This is a genomic window from Streptomyces niveiscabiei, assembly GCF_001419795.1.
Taxonomy (GTDB): Bacteria; Actinomycetota; Actinomycetes; order Streptomycetales; family Streptomycetaceae; genus Streptomyces; species Streptomyces niveiscabiei.
Genome location: NZ_LIRL01000616.1, coordinates 1 through 17064, shown reverse-complemented (window position 1 = coordinate 17064; position 17064 = coordinate 1). Strand labels below are relative to the sequence as shown.

Genomic DNA, 17064 nt, shown 5'->3' with positions numbered 1-17064 from the left:
TCCCGTGAACGTTCACGGGAACGTTCACGAGGGCATCGACATCGTTGTCTTCCCCGTCCTCGTAAAGCGAGCCGCTCGTGATGGAACACCGAACGATGTCCCGCAGACGCCTCCTCGGGGTCTCCCTCGGCGGCGCCGGTGGGGCCCTGCTGGGCCTGTCCGGCTGCGGGTCGAGCAGCGGCTCGGCCTCGGCCGGCACCGACCACCTGAGCCTGTGGTACTGGAAGGGCGCGCTCAGCGAGAAACTCCTCGCCACCGCCCGCAGCGCGGTCCCCGGCGTGCCGGGGCTGAAGGTGCGCGGCGCGCAGATGCCGTCCGGCGAGATCGACTCGAAGGTGCGCACCAGCCTCGCCGCCCGCGCCTTCGTCCCCGACATCACCGTCGCGAACTCCGACAACCTCGCGACGTTCTTCCCCGACGAGCACGAGTTCCTCGACCTGCGGGACTACGGCGCGGAGAAGGTCCAGGGCCGGTACCTCGACTGGAAGTGGAAGAGCTGCTTCACCCCGTCGGGGCGCATGATCGGCTTCCCGCTCGACGCCGGTCCGACCGCCCTGTACTACCGCCGCGACCTCTTCCAGAAGGCGGGCATCGCCTACGAACCCGCTGACGTGGCCCGGGAGTTGTCGACCTGGGAGCAGTACATCGAGGCCGGGAGGAAGCTGCGCGCGGGCAACGGCCCGTACCTGGTCAGCAACATCGGCAACGTCTTCCAGCAGGCGATGCTCCAGAGCACCAAGCAGTTCGTCGACTCCGGCAACCGCTTCATCGGCGACCAGGCACACGTACGGCACGCCTGGGACATCTCCGTCGAGATCCTCCGGCAGGGCCTCGCCGCCCGGATCTCCGACGGCACCCCCGACTACAACGCGGCGATGAACGGCAACCGCATCGCCACCATGACGACAGCGGTGTGGGCGATCAACGGCCTCAAGGACACGGCGCCGAAGTCGTCCGGCCTGTGGCGGCTCACGACCATGCCCAACGGCCCTGCCAATTACGGCGGTTCGTACATGACGCTGACCCGCTACTGCCGGGAGCCGGAGCGCGCGTTCGCCTTCCTGACCTGGCTGCTCAGCCCGGCCAACCAGCTCAAGTCCTACCAGGAGTCGGCCCTGTTCCCCACCACCCCGGCCGCGTACGCGGACCCCGCGATGCACCAGGCCGATCCCTTCTTCGGCGGCCAGCGGCCCATCGACGTCTTCGGTCCGGCCGCGCAGAAGGCGCCGGTCCTCTACTTCAGCCCCTACGAGGAGATCGCGAACACGCCGTTCTTCCAGGAGCTGACCAACGTCCAGACGCTCGGCAAGAACCCCGACCGCGCCTGGCGGGACGCCGTCAGCAGCGCCGAGTCCGCGCTCGTCAGAGTGGGGGTGAGCTGACGTGGCCGCCGTCGCCGAACGCCCGGCGCAGAAACGGCCGTTGGTGCGCCGTACGTCGTCCACCGCGCCCGGCGGACGCGGGCGGCACCTCGGGCCGTGGCTCGCCATCGCGCCGTTCTACGTGCTGTTCGCCGTCTTCGGGGCGTTCCCCGTGGTGTTCTCGCTGTACCTGTCCTTCCAGGACTGGGACGGGATCGGGAGCATGCGGTTCGTGGGGCTCCAGCAGTACGGATGGCTGCTCCAGGACTCGGTGTTCTGGCACTCGGTGCTCAACACCTTCGAGATCTGGCTGCTGTCGACGGTGCCGATGCTGTTCCTGGCGCTGGTGCTCGCGTTCCTGCTGCACTCGCAGGTGCGGTTCGGCGGGGCGCTCAAGGTCGCGTACTTCATCCCCAACGTGACCTCGATGGTCGCGATGACGATCGTCTTCGGGTCGGTGTTCGCGCAGACCGGGCTCCTCAACTCGGGCCTGAAGTCAGTGGGATTGGACGGGGTGGGCTGGCTGTCCTCCGAGTGGGGGATCAAGTCGGCGATCTCACTGATGATCATCTGGCGGTGGGTCGGCTACAACGCGCTGATCTTCCTCGCCGGGATCCAGGCCATCCCGACCGAGCACTTCGAGGCGGCGCGGATGGACGGCGCGAACAGCTGGCAGACCCTGTTCCGGGTCGTCGTACCGCAGTTGCGGCCGGTGATCCTGTTCGCGGCGGTCACCTCCACCATCAACGGGCTCCAGATCTTCACCGAGTCGCAGGTGCTGTTCCAGACCGACGACGTCGGGACGCTGGGCGGGCCGGGTCAGGAAGGGATGACCATCGTGCTGTACCTGTGGGAAAAGGCTTTCAAGGACCACCAGTTCGGGTACGGCGCCGCGATGGGCTGGGTGCTGTTCGCGATCATCGCGGTGTTCACGATCGTCAACTGGCGTCTGGTGTCCGGGCGTCGGGACGGGGGGTCGCGCCGTGGCCGCTGACGAGAGGCAGAGCGCGGGGCTCGCGATCGGCTCCGGCAGCCGGGTCACCCGGATCGCCGTGCGCGTCGTCCTGCTGCTGGGTGTGCTGGTCTCGCTGTTCCCCTTCTACTGGCTGGTGGTGATGGCGTCCGGTACGACGCAGGACATCTACCGCTATCCGCCGAAGCTGGTGCCGGGGCCGCATCTCCTCGACAACATGAAGCGGGTCGTCGACTCCGTCGATTTCTTCGGGTCGTTGTTCAACACGGTCGTCGTCGCGGTCGTCGGGACGGCGCTGGTGCTGTTCTTCGACTCCCTCGCCGCGTTCGCCTTCGCCAAGTACGACTTCCCGGCGAAGCGGTTCATGTTCGGCATGCTGCTGATGACGTACATGATCCCGGCCCAACTCTCCCTCGTGCCGCAGTTCGTGACGATGGCGGAGTTCGGGTGGGCCGGGTCGCTGAAGGCGCTCATCGTGCCCGGCGCGGCCAACGCGTTCGGCATCTTCTGGATGCGGCAGTACGCGGAGAACTCGCTGCCGGACGAACTGCTGGACGCCGGACGCATCGACGGGGCCGGGTTCTTCCGGCTGTACTGGAAGATCGCGCTGCCGATGTTCCGGCCGGCGCTGGCGTTCCTCGGGATCTTCACGTTCATCGGGCTGTGGAACGAGTACATCTGGCCGCTCGTCGTGATGATCGACCCCGAGAAGGTGACCTTGCAGGTGGCGCTCGCGAACCTCAACGTCCTTTACCAGGCGGACTATTCGCTGGTGATGGCCGGGGCGTTGATGAGCGTGGTGCCGCTGATCGTCGTGTTCCTGATCGGGGCACGGCACTTCCTGCGGGACCTGGCGGCGGGGGCGACGAAGATGTGACGGTCTTCGGCGCGCGGGGGAAGGCACTTCCGGTGAGGCGGCTGAGGCTGTGGCCGGGGGTGCCTTTTCCGTTCCGGGGACGCTGCGCGCCGCTTCGGGGACGCCTGGTGCCGTTCCGGGGACGCCGCGTGCCGTCGAGCGTGCCGGGGCCGTCCGTGGTCCGTGCTCGGCACAATACGGTGGAGACAGCCCCGGCGCGCGAGGAGTTACCCGATGACGCAGGTCAAGCCCATGCGTGCGGACGCCCGCCGCAACTACGAACGCCTGCTGAAGGCCGCGGCCGAGGCGTTCGCCGAACACGGGGAGCACGCGTCCCTCGACGACATCGCCAAGCGCGCGGGCGTCGGGTCCGGCACCCTCTACCGCCACTTCCCCACGCGCCAGGCCCTGTTGGAGGCGGCGTACCTCGACCGGATGGAGGCGCTCGGGCTGCGCGCCGACGAACTCGGCGCCGGTCTGCCGCCCGGCCGGGCGCTGGCGGAATGGCTCCACGAACTCTGCGTCGTCACGATCCAAGTGCGGGGCATGCGGGCCCTGTTGGGGTCGGCCGTGACCGGTGCGAACGCCAGTGTCTGCGGGACGCGGATGAAGGAGGCGGCGGGAAGGCTGGTCGAGCGGGCCCAGGAGGCGGGGTTCCTGCGGGACGACCTGTCGGCGGTCGACGTGCTGCTGCTGGCCCACGGGGTGGCCACGGCAGCGGAGTTGGGGCAGGAGGAGGGGCAAGTGGGCCGGTACGTGGAGGTGTTGGTGGCGGGGATGCGGGCGTAGGAGTACGGAGGACGAAAACGGCTGCCCCGGCGCCACGGCCCGGCGATAGGTTCGTGACCATGGACGAGATGGCCCTGCTCAAGCGCTCCGGCGGCCCCGTCACCCGGAGCCGGATCAGCCGTGATCTGGCCGCGCTCGGCCTCGGGAGCGGCGACGTCGTCATGTTCCACACGCGGATGTCCGCCCTCGGGTACGTCGCGGGCGGGCCGCCGACGGTGATCGGGGCCCTCCAGGACGTCGTCGGGCCGACCGGGACCCTCATGGTGACCTGCGGCTGGAACGACGCCCCGCCGTACGACTTCGGCACCTGGCCGCAGGAGTGGCAGGACGCCCTGCGGGCCGAACACCCCGCCTACGACGCCGGGTCGAGCGAGGCCGATCACCACAACGGGCGGCTGCCCGAGGCGTTGCGGCGCCTGCCCGGGGCCGTCCGCAGCCGCCATCCCGACGCCAGCTTCGCGGCCCTGGGCCCCGCTGCCGACGCCCTGATGTCCGGCCACCCCTGGAACGACCCCCACGGGCCCGGCAGCCCCCTCGCCCGGCTCGTCACCCACGCCGGCCGCGTACTCCTCCTCGGCGCGCCCCTCGACACCCTGACCCTCCTCCACCACGCGGAGGCCCTCGCCGAGGCCCCCGGCAAGCGGTACGTCGACTACGAACAGCCCCTCCTGGAGGACGGCCACCGCGTCTGGCGCCGCTTCCACGACATCGACTCGCAGGAGGGGGCGTTCGACTACTCGGCCGTCGTGCCTGAGGGGACGGAACCGTTCGAGGCCATCGCGCGGGACATGCTCGCGGCGGGGATCGGACGGCGGGGGCGGGTCGGCGCTGCGGAGAGTCACCTGTTCGAGGCGGGGGAGACGGTCACCTTCGCGCGCGCGTGGATCGAGGGGAAGCTGGGAGGGTAGGGCACCCTCCCGGCGCCCGCCCTCAGCGCGCGGCCAGCGCCCCCCGCGTGACCTCCAGGTCCGCGTCCGACGCCAGGCCCGCGTGGTACAGCCGGATCTCCGTCGCCCCCAGTGCCCGCGCGCGGGCGATGTCGTCCGTGAGGTCGGCGGGGCGGCCTCCCATCGCGGAGACGATGCCGAAGTTCGCGGCGATGACGGCCGACCGGCCGGTTTCCGTGAACGGCGGGAGGAGGTCCGGCCCGCCCGCGCAGGGGACGACGACGCCGTCGGCGACCGAGAGGATGTGGGCCGGGTCGACGCCGGGGTTGGCGCCGACGTGGTACGTCACCGGATCGGCGTGCAGCAGGACCTGGAAGCCGGCCGGGGCCGCCGCGCGGACGGCGTTCACGGCGGCCTCCTGGAGCGTGCGGGCCCGTTCGTCGCGCCACGCGCGCGTGAGGGACGCGTACGTCTCGCCGAGGAGTTTCTCGACGCCCTCCCACCCGCTGTCGTCCGGCGCCCCCTGCCACAGCGGCTCCAGGGCGCGGCGTGCGGCGGCGGCGAGCGCGTCGGGGTCGGCGCCGTGCGTGGCGTACCCCTCGCGGCAGACGGCGCAGAAGCACAGGGCCATCAGGTACAGCCCGGCGTCGCCCAGCGGCACGCCGCCGGTCTTGTCGTGGGCGTGCAGGTGCTGGAGCCCGTACCAGCCGAGGGACTCCAGCTCGGTGCCGGCGGCGCCGGGGCGTACGGCGGCCTCGGCGGCGAGGTCGATCAGGTACGCGCGCGTGTCGGGCTGGGCGATGCAGGGCGCCCAGGGGTAGCGGTCGCCGTACGCGTTGACCACGGACGTGGCCGGGTGCTCGGCGCCGAGGCGGGAGTTGTGGGCGAGGACGACCCACGTGTGGATCTCCAGGCCGGCCGCGGAGAGGGCCTCGGCGGCCTCCGAGAAGGCTTCTCCGGGCGCCCAGGACCCGGCGGGGTACGGGCGGAGGGTCCGGCCCTCCCAGCGCGCGTCAGGGCCGTACAGGACCGCCGCGTGCTCGGCGGTGACGATGCGGTGGCGGGGGTGGCGGGGCGTCAGGGCGCGCGTCGAGTGGTAGGCGGCGGCCAGCGTCACCTGCTCGACGCCGAGGGAGGCGATCCGGGCGGGGGCCCCGGGATCGCCGTTGACGTCCCAGGGATAGACGAACGTCGACGCCTTCACTTGTCCTCCTCCAGCAGCGCGTGTCCGCGCTCGATCAACTGCGCGAGCCGCTTCACATGATCCTCGGCCGGCTCGTGCAGCGGCGGCCGGACCTCGCCGACGTCGAGCCCGCGCATGCGCACGGCGGCCTTGACGAGGGAGACGGCGTACCCGCGCCCCTGCGCGCGCAGTTCGACGTACGGCCGGAAGAACCCGTCGAGGAGCCGGTTCACGGTGGCGTCGTCGCCCGCGCGCAGCGCGCGGTGGAACGCGCCCGCGATCTCGGGGGAGAAGCAGAACACGGCGGACGAGTACAGCGTGACGCCCAGCGCGCGGTACGCGAGCTGCGTCTGCTCGGCGGTCGGCACCCCGTTGAAGTACAGGAAGTCGCCGGGGACCTCGCTGCGCACGGCGCTGACGATGCGCTGCATCAGGTCGAGGTCGCCGTACCCGTCCTTGAGGCCGACGATGCCCTGCGTGCGCGCGAGTTCGACGACCGTCTCGGGGGTGAACACGGCGTTGTCGCGCTGGTAGACGATCACCGGGAGCGGTGTCGCGGCGGCCACCTCGCGGTAGTGCCGCAGCAGCCCTTCCTGCCCGGCGACGACCAGGTAGGGCGGCAGGACGAGCAGCCCGTCGGCGCCCGCCGCGTGTGCCGCGCGCGCGTACCGGACGGCGAGCCGCGTCCCGTACCCCGCGCCCGCGACGACCGGGACGCGCCCGGCGGTCTCCTCGACGGCCGCGCGCACGCATGCCTCGAACTCGTCCGGGTCGAGCGCGTGGAACTCCCCGGTGCCGCAGCACGCGAAGACGGCCGCCGCGCCCGCGTCGACGCCCGCGCGTACGTGCGCGCGGAAGGCGTCGAGGTCGAGGGAGCCGTCGGGGCCGTAGGCGGTGACGGGGAAGAAGAGGGGCCCGGTGGGGGCGCTCAGGCGGTCGGCGAGAGGGGCGGTCGGCACGGGCTCTCCCTGGCGGTCGGGCGACCGCAGAGGCAACGCGGTCACGCTTCTGATCGGCGTACATATTTATGAACAGACCCACCCTAAGGAGCCCTGTCGCGGCGGGTCAAGCGGGCGGAGGCGCTCCGGAAAGCGGATCTCCCGCCTCCGTGGCCCCTTGACGAGGAGCGGCGGGAAACTTAGCTTGTCCAAGCATGTGAATATTGATCACGCATGCGCCCTGTACGTCCACGCGATGAGGAGACCCGAGGATGCCCGCTCCGCGCACCGTCCTGCTCACCGGCGCCGCCGGTGGCCTCGGCACCCTGATGCGGGGCCTGCTCCCGGAGTACGGCTACGACCTGCGCTGCCTCGACCTCGTCCCGGTCGACGGCGACCCCGGCGCGATCACCGCCGACCTCGCCGACCGCGACGCCCTCGCGGAAGCCGTACGGGGCGTCGACGCGATCGTCCACCTCGCGGGCATCTCCCTGGAATCCTCGTTCGAGAAGATCCTCAGGGCAAACATCGAGGGCACCTACAACCTGTACGAGGCCGCCCGCGCGCAGGGCGTGCGCAGGATCGTCTTCGCCTCCTCGAACCACGCCGTCGGCTACACCCCGCGCCCGCGCGAGGGCGACCCGCTCATCCCGGTCGGCACGCCGCGCCGCCCCGACACGTTCTACGGCCTGTCGAAGTCCTTCGGCGAGGACCTGGCGCAGTTCTACTGGGACAAGCACGGCCTGGAGACCGTCTCCGTGCGCATCGGCTCCTGCTTCGCCGAACCGACCTCCGTACGGATGCTGTCGATCTGGATGAGCCCCGCCGACGGCGCCCGCCTCCTGCACGCCGCGCTGACCGCCGAGAACGTCGGCCACACCGTCGTGTACGGCTCGTCCGCGAACACGCGCCTGTGGTGGGACCTCACCTCCGCGCGGGCGCTGGGCTACGACCCGCAGGACGACTCCGAGCCGTACGCCGAGAAGCTGATCGCCGAGCAGGGGGAACTCCAGGACGGCAACGAGGCGCACGAGTACCTCGGCGGCGGCTTCGTGACGGACCCGCCGATCTGGCCCCACTGACCCCCCACGGGATCATGCGGGCGGGCACCGAACGGGCCCGCCCGCAGCCCTTCCGGGCACCGGCCCTGCCCGCACCGCCCCTGCCGCGCAGGTCCGTGCGGGCACGCGCGCGGCGAAACGGGCCCGAACGGGCCGCATCGGCCGCGTGACGGACCTGTTCAGCGCCCCACCCCGCCGGTAGAACTTCCCCCGAGAGCCCGAACGGGCCCAGGCGACCCCCTGATGGGCCGTCAAGGGCCCTGAGGGGCCGCTGTGCGCCCGAACGGGCGCCGAGGCACCCCGGAGGTGGTGGACGTGGATCCCAGGACCGCAGAGGAGCGTCAGCGCGAGATCGTCCGCGTCGCCCGTGCCACCGGCTCCGTCGACGTCACCGCCCTCGCCGCCGACCTGGGCGTCGCCAAGGAGACCGTACGGCGCGACCTGCGCGCCCTGGAGGACCACGGCCTCGTCCGCCGCACCCACGGCGGCGCCTACCCCGTCGAGAGCGCCGGCTTCGAGACGACCCTCGCGTTCCGCGCCACCAGCCACCTCCCCGAGAAACGCCGTATCGCCGCCGCCGCTGCCGGACTCCTCGGCGACGCCGAGACCGTCTTCGTCGACGAGGGCTTCACCCCGCAGCTCATCGCCGAAGCCCTGCCCCGCGACCGCGCGCTGACCGTCGTCACCGCCTCCCTCCCCGTCGCGGGCGCCCTCGCGGCGGCCGGCGACATCTCCGTGCTGCTGCTCGGCGGGCGCGTGCGCGCGGGGACGCTCGCCACCGTCGACCACTGGACGACGAAGATGCTCGCCGGGTTCGTCGTCGACCTCGCCTACCTCGGCGCCAACGGCATCACGCGCGAGCACGGCCTCACCACGCCGGACCCGGCCGTCGGCGAGGTCAAGGCACAGGCCGTACGCGCCGCGCGCAGGGTCGTCTTCACCGGCGTGCACGCCAAGTTCGGGGCGGTGAGCTTCTGCCGGTTCGCCGAGGTGGGGGCGCTGGAGACGATCGTCACGAGCACGGCGCTGTCGGCGAGCGAGGCGCACCGGTACTCGCTGATGGGGCCGCAGGTCCTGCGAGTCTGAAAAACCGACTCAGTTCATGGTGAGCAGTCAACTCAGTTCATACGAAAACCGATCCATAGGGAGCGTCCCATGCGCGTCCCGCGTCTGCTGTCCGCCCTCACTCTCCTCCTCCTCTCCGGCTGCTGGACCGGCGCCGGCGGCTCCGGTTCCGGCGGCGACTCCATCAACGTCCTGATGGTCAACAACCCCCAGATGACCGAACTCCAGAAACTCACCCCCGACCACTTCACGAAGCAGACCGGCATCAAGGTCAACTTCACCGTCCTGCCCGAGAACGACGTCCGCGACAAGATCAGCCAGGACTTCGCCAACCAGGCCGGCCAGTACGACGTGGCCACCCTCTCCAACTACGAGATCCCCATCTACGCCCGCAACGGCTGGCTCCACCCCATGGACACCTACCTCGCGAACGACCCCGCGTACGACGAGAAGGACGTCCTCGCCCCCATGCGCGAGTCCCTCACCGGCGACGACGGCAAGCTCTACGGCCAGCCCTTCTACGGCGAGTCGTCCTTCCTGATGTACCGCAAGGACGTCCTCGCCGCCCACGGCCTCACGATGCCCGCCCGCCCCACCTGGACCCAGGTCGCCGGCCTCGCCGCGCGGCTCGACGGCGCGGAACCCGGCATGAAGGGCATCTGCCTGCGCGGCCTCCCCGGCTGGGGCGAGGTCATGGCCCCCCTCACGACCGTCGTCAACACCTTCGGCGGCACCTGGTTCGACCAGGACTGGAAGGCCCGCCTCGACTCCCCGGAGTGGGAGAAGGCCGTCTCGTTCTACGTCGGCCTCGTCCGCGACCACGGCGAGTCCGGCGCCGCCCAGTCCGGCTTCGCCGAGTGCCTCAACAACATGACCCAGGGCAAGACCGCCATGTGGTACGACGCCACCTCGGCGGCCGGCTCCCTGGAGGCCGACGGCTCCCCGGTGAAGGGGAAGATCGGCTACGCCCCCGCACCCGTCGAGAAGACCGACGCCTCCGGCTGGCTCTACACCTGGGCCTGGGGCATGGAGAAGGCGTCCCACAACGCCGACCGGGCCTGGAAGTTCATCTCCTGGGCCTCCGGCAAGCAGTACGAGCGGCTCGTCGGCGAACAGATCGGCTGGGCCAACGTCCCGGCGGGCAAACGCGGTTCGACGTACGCCTACCCCCAGTACCGGCAATCCGCCGCCGCCTTCCAGGAGATGACCCGCGCGGCCATCGAGGCGGCCCGCCCGAACGACCCCGGCGTCCAGCAACGCCCCGCGCCTGGCATCCAGTTCGTCGGCATCCCCGAATTCACCGACCTGGGCACCAAGGTCTCGCAGGAGATCAGCGCGGCGATCGCGGGCCGCCAGTCCGTCGACTCGGCGCTGCGCAAGGCCCAGCGGCTCGCCGAGCAGGTCTCCGAGGAGTACGAGGGACGATGAGCGCAGCGATCGACGTACGGACAGCCGGAGTTGCTCCCCGCCTGCGCGCCTGGGCCACCCGCGCCCCGCTGCTGCCCGCCCTGGTCTTCATGATCGTCGTCACCCAACTGCCGTTCGTGGCAACCGTGGTGATCTCCTTCTTCGACTGGAACGCCCTCTACCCCGACGCCCGCCGCTTCACCGGATTCGACAACTACCAGCAGGTGCTGACCGATCCGGACCTGCGCCGCTCCGTGTGGACGACCGTCCTGCTGACAGCGGCCGTCGTGATCGCCAGCCTTCTGATCGGCCTCGCGCTGGCCCTGCTGCTCGACCGCCGTTTCCGGGGCCGGGGCGTCGTCCGCACCCTGCTCATCGCGCCGTTCCTGGTCGTGCCGGTGGCCGCCGCGCTGCTGTGGAAACACGTCCTCTACAACCCCGAATACGGGCTGCTGAACGGCCTGTTGCACTACGTCGGCGGACCGCAGCCCGACTGGATCTCGAACACCCCGCTGCTCGCCGTCGAGGCCGCGCTCGTGTGGCAGTGGACGCCGTTCATGATGCTGATCCTGCTCGCCGGGCTCCAGAGCCGCGACCGCGAACAGATCGAGGCCGCCCGCGTCGACGGCGCCGGGGACTGGCAGGTGTTCCGGCACCTCACGCTGCCGCACCTGCGCCGCTACCTCGAACTCGGCGCGCTGCTCGGCTCGATCTACATCGTGCAGAACTTCGACGCCGTCTTCACCATCACCTCCGGCGGCCTCGGCACCGCCAACCTCCCCTACACCGTGTACCAGAGCTTCTACCAGGCCCACGAGAACGGGCTCGCCTCGGCCGCCGGCGTCCTCGTCGTCATCGGCTCGCTCGTCATCGCCACGCTCGCGCTGCGCGTGGTGTCGTCCCTGTTCCGCGAGGAGGTGTCGCGCGCGTGAACGCCGTACGCAGCAAAGGACTTGGCCTGCTGGCCTGGTTCCTGGGCATCGTGTTCTTCCTGCCGGTCGCGTGGATGGCGCTGACGTCGTTCCACTCCGAGAGCGACGCGGCGACCAACCCGCCCTCCTTCGCCGCCGCGCTGACCCTCGACGGCTACCGCGACTTCTTCGGCGTCGGCGGCGGCGCGAGCCCCTGGCCCTCGCTCATCAACTCGGCGGTCGCGTCGGTGAGTTCGACGCTGCTGGTGCTGCTGCTCGCGCTGCCGGCCGCGTACGCGCTGTCGATCAGGCGGGTGCGCAAGTGGACCGACGTCCTGTTCTTCTTCCTGTCGACGAAGATGCTGCCCGTCGTCGCCGGGCTGCTGCCCGTCTACCTGTTCGCCAAGAACACCGGACTCCTCGACAACATCTGGCTGCTGGTCCTGCTCTACACGTCCATGAACCTGCCGATCGCCGTGTGGATGATGCAGTCCTTCCTGTCCGAGGTGCCGGTCGCGGTGATCGAGGCCGCGCGGGTCGACGGGGCGCGGCTGCCGACCGTGCTGCTGCGGGTCGTCGCGCCGATCGCGCTGCCCGGGATCGCGGCAACCGCCTTGATCTGCTTCATCTTCAGCTGGAACGAGCTGCTGTTCGCCCGGGTGCTGACCGGGGTCGTCGCCGAGACCGCGCCCGTGTTCCTCACCGGGTTCATCACCAGCCAGGGGCTGTTCCTCGCGAAGGTGTGCGCCGCGTCCCTCGTCATCTCGCTGCCGGTGCTGGCGGCGGGGTTCGCGGCGCAGGACAAGCTCGTCCAGGGGCTGTCGCTGGGGGCCGTCAAGTGAACGCTCGTACAACGGAGTTGGGAGACCTGATATGAAGGCCGCCGTCATCGAGTCCGTGGGCCGCGCCGTCGTCACCGAGGTCCCCGACCCCACGCCGGGCCCCCGCGACGTCGTCGTGGAGGTCGCCGCCTGCGGCCTGTGCGGCACCGATCTGCACATCCTCCAGGGCGAGTTCGCCCCCAGCCTGCCGCTCGTGCCGGGCCACGAGTTCGCGGGCGAGATCGTCGAACTCGGCTCCCGGGTCACCGAGTTGGCGATCGGCGACCGGGTCGCCGTCGACCCCTCCCTGTACTGCCACGAGTGCGCCTACTGCCGCACCGGCCACAACAACCTCTGCGAACGCTGGGCCGCCATCGGCGTCACCACGGCCGGGGGAGCGGCCCGCTACGCCCTCGCCCCGGCCGCCAACTGCGTACGCCTGCCGGACCACATCCGCACCGAGGACGCGGCGCTCGTGGAGCCGCTGTCCTGCGCGGTGCGCGGATACGACGTGCTCAGGGCACGCCTCGGCGCGCACGTCCTGATCTACGGCTCGGGCACGATGGGCCTGATGATGCTGGAGCTGGCCAAGCGGACGGGCGCGGCGAGCGTCGACGTCGTCGACGTCAACCCGGCCCGGCTGGCGACGGCGAGGCTGCTCGGGGCGTCCAAGTCGGCTGTCGGCGCCGACGAGTTGGACCGCCCCCGGGGCTGGGACATCGTCGTCGACGCGACCGGGAACGCGGCGGCGATCCAGGACGGGCTGGGACGCGTCGCCAAGGCGGGCACGTTCCTCCAGTTCGGCGTCGCCGACTACGCGACGCGGGTCACCATCGACCCGTACCGCGTCTACAACCAGGAGATCACCATCACCGGTTCGATGGCCGTCCTGCACAGCTTCGAGCGGGCGGCGGAACTGTTCGCGGGCGGGGTGCTCGACCCGGACGTGTTCATCAGCCACCGGCTGCCGCTGGAGAGCTACCCGCAGGCGCTGGAGCAGTTCGCGAAGGGTGTGGGGCGCAAGGTCGTCGTCGTACCCCGGTAGAGGTTTCGGCAGGCACCATTCCCTTTCGGGCCGCACCCTGTGCACCATGAACCGCCAACCGCCACAAGGCGGTTGGCGACTTCCCGCACGACTCATGGAAAGGGCGAGGCCCTTTCCTCCCTTGTCTCTGGGGGGACTTCATGAACCGAAGACCAGCGACGGTCGGCGTGTCCGTCGCCGCCCTGCTCCTGGCCGCCGCACCCTTCGCGGCGCCGACCGCCGCGGCGGACACGGCAGATGCCCCGGCCTCCATATCCGGCCGCTATCTCGTCACCCTCACCGACCAGCCGATCGCCACCTACGACGGCGGAGTCGACGGCATCCCCGCGACCAAGCCGGACGCGGGCGAGAAGGTCGACGTCACCACCGACGAGGCCCGCCGCTACCGCACCCACCTCGTCGACGAGCAGAACGCGGCGGCGAAGAAGGTCGGCGCGAAGGTCGCCCGCCACTACTCCGTCACCACCAACACCTTCTCCGCGAAGCTGACTCCGGCCCAGATCCTCAAGCTCGCGGCGACCAAGGGCGTCGTCTCCGTGACCCCCGACCGGATCCACAAGGCGACCGACGACAAGAACTCCGTCGACTACCTGCACCTGTCGGGCCGCAAGGGACTCTGGTCGGCGCTCGGCGGAACCGCCAACGCCGGCAAGGGCGTCGTCATCGGCGACCTCGACACCGGCATCTGGCCCGAGAGCGCCTCCTTCGCCGCGCCCGCCCTCACCGCGGCCAAGCCCCCGGCCTGGGACAAGTACCGCCCCTACCTGAGGGGTACGACGACCGTCATGCGCAAGACGGACGGCGCGACCTTCACCGGGACCTGCGAGACCGGCGAGGAGTTCACGGCCGCCGACTGCAACCGCAAGGTCATCAGCGCCCGCCAGTACGGCGACGCCTGGCGCGAGTGGGTGCCCGAGGCCAACCGCCAGGACTACATGTCCCCGAGGGACGGCGGCGGCCACGGCTCGCACACCGCGTCCACGGCGGCCGGCAACACCAACGTGCCCGCCTCGATCGACGGCCGCGCCTACGGCAAGATCTCCGGCGTCGCCCCGGGCGCCGCCATCGCCGTCTACAAGGTGCTCTGGGAGAGCAAGGACGGCACCCAGTCCGGCGGCCTGACCAGCGACATCGTCGCCGCGATCGACCAGGCCACCGCCGACGGCGTCGACGTCATCAACTACTCGATCGGCAGCGACTCCGAGTCCCCCGTGGACGACCCGATCCAGATCGCGTTCCGCAACGCCGCCGCGGCCGGCGTCTTCATCTCCACCTCCGCCGGCAACTCGGGACCCGGCGCGAGCACGCTGGACAACATCGCGCCGTGGACCACGACCGTCGCCGCGAACACCATCGAGCCGTACAAGGGCACGGTCGTCCTCGGCAACGGCGAGCGCTACACCGGCATCAGCACGACGCTGACGGGTACGGTCGGCCCCGCGCCGCTGGTGCGCTCGACGGCCGTGAAGAACGCGGACGCGAGCGCCGCCGACGCCGCGGTCTGCGCCCCCGGCACCCTCGATCCGGCGCTCGCGGCGGGCAAACTCGTCGTCTGCGACCGGGGCGTCGTCGACCGGGTCGCCAAGTCCGCCGAGGCCAAGCGCGCCGGCGCCGTCGGCCTGGTCCTCGTCAACGTCTCCCAGGGCAGCACCGACGGCGACTCGCACAGCCTGCCGACGGTCCACCTCAACATCCCGGACTCCACCACCGTCCGCACCTACGCCGCGGGCGCGGGCGCGACGGCGTCCCTCGTCACCGGCGGCGCGGACATCGCCTACCCGCAGGTCGCCGGGTTCTCCTCGCGCGGACCCTCGCTCCAGAACAAGGGCGACATCCTCAAGCCGGACATCTCCGCGCCGGGCGTCACGATCCTCGCGGCCGTCGCCCCGCCGTCCAACCGGGGCCACGACTTCGACTTCTACTCCGGTACGTCGATGTCGGCGCCGCACATCACCGGGCTCGCCGCGATCTACCTGGCGCTGCACCCCAAGTGGTCGCCCATGGCCATCAAGTCGGCGATGATGACGACCACCACCTCCACCCTGACGCCCGAGGGCAAGCCCAGCGAGGACGTCTTCGCGCAGGGCGCCGGCGAGGTCTCCCCGTGGGGCATGCTGCGGCCCGGCCTCGTCTACGACTCCTCCGAGCGCGACTGGCTGCGCTACCTGGAGGGCCTCGGCATCGACACCGGCACGGGCGCGAAGCCGATCGACCCCAGCGACCTGAACTCGGCGTCCATCGCCATCGGCGACCTCGTCGGCAGCCAGACCGTCACCCGTACGGTCACCGCCGTCACGCCGGGCGTCTACCGGGCCTCCGTCGACCTGCCGGGCGTCAAGGCGACCGTCAAGCCGTCCACCCTGCGGTTCACGCGGCCGGGTGAGCGCAAGACGTTCACCGTGAAGCTCGACGTCACCTCCGCGCCCATCGGGGTCGCCGACACCGGGTCGCTGACCTGGACGTCCGGCCGCACCTCCGTCCGCAGCCCGATCGTCGTCACCCCGCAGGCCGTCCGCGCGCCCGCGCGGGTGACCGGCACGGGCGCCGCCGGGCAGGCCGCCTACCAGGTGACCTCGGCCGCCTCCGCGTTCACCGCGACGCCCACCGGGCCGGTCTCCGCCGCGCCCGAGAGCGGGACGCTGACCGGGGCCGACGAGGTCGACTACCTGCCGGTCCTGCCGGCCGGGACCAAGGCCGCCGAGATCACCGTGCGGTTCGGGGCGACGACCGGGGTCGTCGGGTTCGTGTACGGGCGGATCGTCGACGGACAGCTCGTCGACACCACCGTCGCGCTGCCCGACGCGCAGGGCGTCGCCAACGCCGTGCTGACGAAGCCGGAGGCGGGGACCTACCTCGTCGCCGTCATCCAGGAGGCCGGGGCGAGCACACCGGGGACGACGCCGTACACGTACCAGGTGAACGCGGTCGGGGCCGGTTCGGTTCCCGCCGGGGCACTGTCCGTGACGCCCGCGAAGGCGACCACCACGCCGGGGACGCCGCTGAACGTGACGGCCGCCTGGTCCGGGGTCGGGACCGGCGCCCGGTCCACCGGGTGGATCGAGTACGCGAACGGCGCGGGCACGGTGCTGAGCCTGAACTGAGGCTCCGCTCCTGAGCGAGGGTGGCCCCCCGGTCGTCGGACCCGGGGCCACCCGTTCGAGTGAAGACGGGACAGGGCAGCGGGTAAGGGAACGGCAAAGTGGTCTCGTTCGTTCACCCGGCATGACCGCTATGACCCCCGGCTCGAACATCCCCCTCCCCGTCGCGAGAGTGACGGTGGACGTCACCGCGCCCGTGCGGCTCGACGTGTCGGGCCTGCTGCTCACCGCCGACGGCAAAGTGCGCTCGGACGACGACTTCATCTTCTACAACCAGCCGAACGGCCCGGGGGTGACGTACCGCTCCGGCGGCGGCTCCGCGCCCGACGCGATCACCGTCGACACGGCCGCGCTCCCGCCCGGCATCGAGAAGATCGTCGTCACCGCCAGCCCCGACGCGGCGGGCCAGACCTTCCAGGGCGTCGAACCGACGGCGACGATCCGGGGCGCCGACGACAACGCCGCCATCGCCTCGTTCACCCCGCCCCAGCTCGGCGCCGAGACCGCCCTCGTCATCGTCGAGATCTACCTCCGCAACGGCGCGTGGAAGGTTCGCGCCGTGGGACAGGGGTACGCCAACGGCCTCGCGGGCATCGCGACGGACTTCGGGGTGACGGTCGAGGAACCGACGCCGACACCCACGCCGACGCCCGCCCCGGCGTCCACACC

Annotated in this window: 15 protein-coding genes; 13 read left to right on the top strand and 2 right to left on the bottom strand. The window is 71.2% G+C overall.

Features of this window, described 5'->3' with window-relative positions; genetic code table 11:
- Positions 1–95: 95 nt before the first annotated feature.
- The 5 genes from AOK24_RS28180 (at position 96) to aac(3) (ending at position 4887) form a co-directional block, all read left to right on the top strand.
- Positions 96–1382, top strand: a complete 1287-nt coding sequence (locus AOK24_RS28180; RefSeq protein ID WP_055722862.1) for an ABC transporter substrate-binding protein — start codon at positions 96–98, stop codon at positions 1380–1382.
- A 1-nt stretch (position 1383) separates the two neighbouring features.
- Positions 1384–2355 (top strand): carbohydrate ABC transporter permease, encoded by a 972-nt coding sequence (locus tag AOK24_RS28175; RefSeq protein WP_055722861.1) that lies wholly within the window; start codon positions 1384–1386, stop codon positions 2353–2355.
- On the top strand, positions 2345–3211 hold the full coding sequence (locus AOK24_RS28170) for a carbohydrate ABC transporter permease (protein WP_205123673.1): 867 nt from the start codon (positions 2345–2347) through the stop codon (positions 3209–3211). Before AOK24_RS28175 ends, AOK24_RS28170 begins: the two co-directional genes overlap by 11 nt.
- A gap of 213 nt (positions 3212–3424) precedes the next feature.
- On the top strand, positions 3425–3979 hold the full coding sequence (locus AOK24_RS28165) for a TetR/AcrR family transcriptional regulator (protein WP_055722860.1): 555 nt from the start codon (positions 3425–3427) through the stop codon (positions 3977–3979).
- 59 nt (positions 3980–4038) lie between these two features.
- Positions 4039–4887, top strand: a complete 849-nt coding sequence (gene aac(3) / locus AOK24_RS28160; protein ID WP_063799528.1) for an aminoglycoside 3-N-acetyltransferase — start codon at positions 4039–4041, stop codon at positions 4885–4887.
- A 22-nt stretch (positions 4888–4909) separates the two neighbouring features.
- Here the strand turns inward: aac(3) and AOK24_RS28155 are convergent, their stop codons facing one another.
- Together AOK24_RS28155 and AOK24_RS28150 are read right to left on the bottom strand one after the other, a co-directional pair.
- Complete coding sequence (locus AOK24_RS28155) at positions 4910–6070, bottom strand: hypothetical protein (RefSeq protein WP_055722859.1); 1161 nt, start codon at positions 6068–6070, stop codon at positions 4910–4912.
- Positions 6067–7008, bottom strand: a complete 942-nt coding sequence (locus AOK24_RS28150; protein ID WP_055722858.1) for a 5-dehydro-4-deoxyglucarate dehydratase — start codon at positions 7006–7008, stop codon at positions 6067–6069. Before AOK24_RS28150 ends, AOK24_RS28155 begins: the two co-directional genes overlap by 4 nt.
- Before the next feature lie 251 nt (positions 7009–7259).
- Between AOK24_RS28150 and AOK24_RS28145 the strand changes: the two genes are divergently transcribed.
- The 8 genes from AOK24_RS28145 to AOK24_RS28110 all read left to right on the top strand — a co-directional run.
- Positions 7260–8069 carry an NAD-dependent epimerase/dehydratase family protein gene (locus AOK24_RS28145; RefSeq protein WP_055722857.1) on the top strand — a complete coding sequence of 270 codons (810 nt, stop codon included), beginning with the start codon at positions 7260–7262 and terminating at the stop codon, positions 8067–8069.
- A gap of 294 nt (positions 8070–8363) precedes the next feature.
- Positions 8364–9134, top strand: a complete 771-nt coding sequence (locus AOK24_RS28140) for a DeoR/GlpR family DNA-binding transcription regulator (protein WP_055722863.1) — start codon at positions 8364–8366, stop codon at positions 9132–9134.
- Positions 9135–9203: 69 nt separating this feature from the next.
- A complete protein-coding gene (locus AOK24_RS28135) occupies positions 9204–10541 on the top strand; it encodes an ABC transporter substrate-binding protein (RefSeq protein ID WP_107104066.1) in 1338 nt (445 codons plus the stop codon).
- Positions 10538–11452, top strand: coding sequence for a carbohydrate ABC transporter permease (locus AOK24_RS28130; RefSeq protein ID WP_055722855.1), 915 nt, complete (start codon positions 10538–10540; stop codon positions 11450–11452). The genes AOK24_RS28135 and AOK24_RS28130 overlap by 4 nt, the downstream gene beginning before the upstream one ends.
- Positions 11449–12273 carry a carbohydrate ABC transporter permease gene (locus AOK24_RS28125; protein WP_055722854.1) on the top strand — a complete coding sequence of 275 codons (825 nt, stop codon included), beginning with the start codon at positions 11449–11451 and terminating at the stop codon, positions 12271–12273. Before AOK24_RS28130 ends, AOK24_RS28125 begins: the two co-directional genes overlap by 4 nt.
- A gap of 31 nt (positions 12274–12304) precedes the next feature.
- Positions 12305–13297 carry a zinc-dependent alcohol dehydrogenase family protein gene (locus AOK24_RS28120; RefSeq protein WP_055722853.1) on the top strand — a complete coding sequence of 331 codons (993 nt, stop codon included), beginning with the start codon at positions 12305–12307 and terminating at the stop codon, positions 13295–13297.
- 140 nt (positions 13298–13437) lie between these two features.
- Positions 13438–16398: a S8 family serine peptidase gene (locus AOK24_RS28115; RefSeq protein ID WP_240554156.1), complete on the top strand. Its 2961-nt coding sequence runs from the start codon at positions 13438–13440 to the stop codon at positions 16396–16398.
- Positions 16399–16528: 130 nt separating this feature from the next.
- Positions 16529–17064 (top strand): TerD family protein (locus AOK24_RS28110; protein WP_206191275.1); only part of this gene is annotated, 536 nt, incomplete at its 3' end.

Bases quoted from the DNA above. Each gene is read 5' to 3' on its own strand.
- AOK24_RS28130 (WP_055722855.1), top strand. From the start codon at position 10,538: ATGAGCGCAGCGATCGACGTACGGACAGCCGGAGTTGCTCCCCGCCTG.
- AOK24_RS28120 (WP_055722853.1), top strand. From the start codon at position 12,305: ATGAAGGCCGCCGTCATCGAGTCCGTGGGCCGCGCCGTCGTCACCGAG.
- AOK24_RS28145 (WP_055722857.1), top strand. From the start codon at position 7,260: ATGCCCGCTCCGCGCACCGTCCTGCTCACCGGCGCCGCCGGTGGCCTC.
- AOK24_RS28115 (WP_240554156.1), top strand. From the start codon at position 13,438: ATGAACCGAAGACCAGCGACGGTCGGCGTGTCCGTCGCCGCCCTGCTC.
- AOK24_RS28180 (WP_055722862.1), top strand. From the start codon at position 96: ATGTCCCGCAGACGCCTCCTCGGGGTCTCCCTCGGCGGCGCCGGTGGG.
- AOK24_RS28165 (WP_055722860.1), top strand. From the start codon at position 3,425: ATGACGCAGGTCAAGCCCATGCGTGCGGACGCCCGCCGCAACTACGAA.
- AOK24_RS28135 (WP_107104066.1), top strand. From the start codon at position 9,204: ATGCGCGTCCCGCGTCTGCTGTCCGCCCTCACTCTCCTCCTCCTCTCC.